At 62.7% G+C, this 563-nt stretch carries 1 protein-coding gene; it reads right to left on the bottom strand.

The window, feature by feature from the left end:
* A partial coding sequence (locus tag BK660_RS31445) for a GMC family oxidoreductase N-terminal domain-containing protein (RefSeq protein WP_185045307.1) occupies positions 1-563 on the bottom strand: 563 nt, incomplete at both ends.

Raw genomic sequence — 563 nt, 5'->3', positions numbered from 1 at the left:
CATCACCGATTTTGCGCCGCCGGCGAACTGGATTTCGGCCATGACCTGAAAGGCCCGGCGCAGGCCTTCCCAGGCGTAGGGTGAAACCTGATAGTCGAGCACCGGCGAACCATCGCCACGTAATTCGACTGCACCACCGGTGCTGTCCGGGTGAAAACCGTCGCGCAGCAAGGCCAGCATGGCGTGGGTGTGTGGCAGGTCAGCCATGTGTTGCGCGCTTTCCTCGCCAAAGCCGCCGAGCAGGGTGGCCGCCAGTGCCGGGTGCAGCGGCGGCACTTCAAGTTTGAAGGCCATCGGCCCGGTGGTGCCGTCCTTCCATTGGAAATGATCGGAATAGATCGACTGCGGCGCCCCGTAAAACGGGTTGATGACTTCGTCGAAGCGCGCGGCGGACATGTTCACCGGGTGCAGGAAGGTACGTTTCCCCAGGTTTTCATGCGGATCGGGAGCGTCCGAGCGCAGCAACAGCGCTGGACTGTTGATGCCACCGCCGGCCAATACGTAGTGCTTCGCCTTGACGTTGATCTTGCGCCCGGTCGGTTCGACGCAGCGCTCATCCATCG

Source organism: Pseudomonas brassicacearum (assembly GCF_003732265.1).
In the GTDB taxonomy this organism is placed as follows: domain Bacteria; phylum Pseudomonadota; class Gammaproteobacteria; order Pseudomonadales; family Pseudomonadaceae; genus Aquipseudomonas; species Aquipseudomonas brassicacearum_D.
This window is presented reverse-complemented; position numbering and strand designations above follow the sequence as displayed.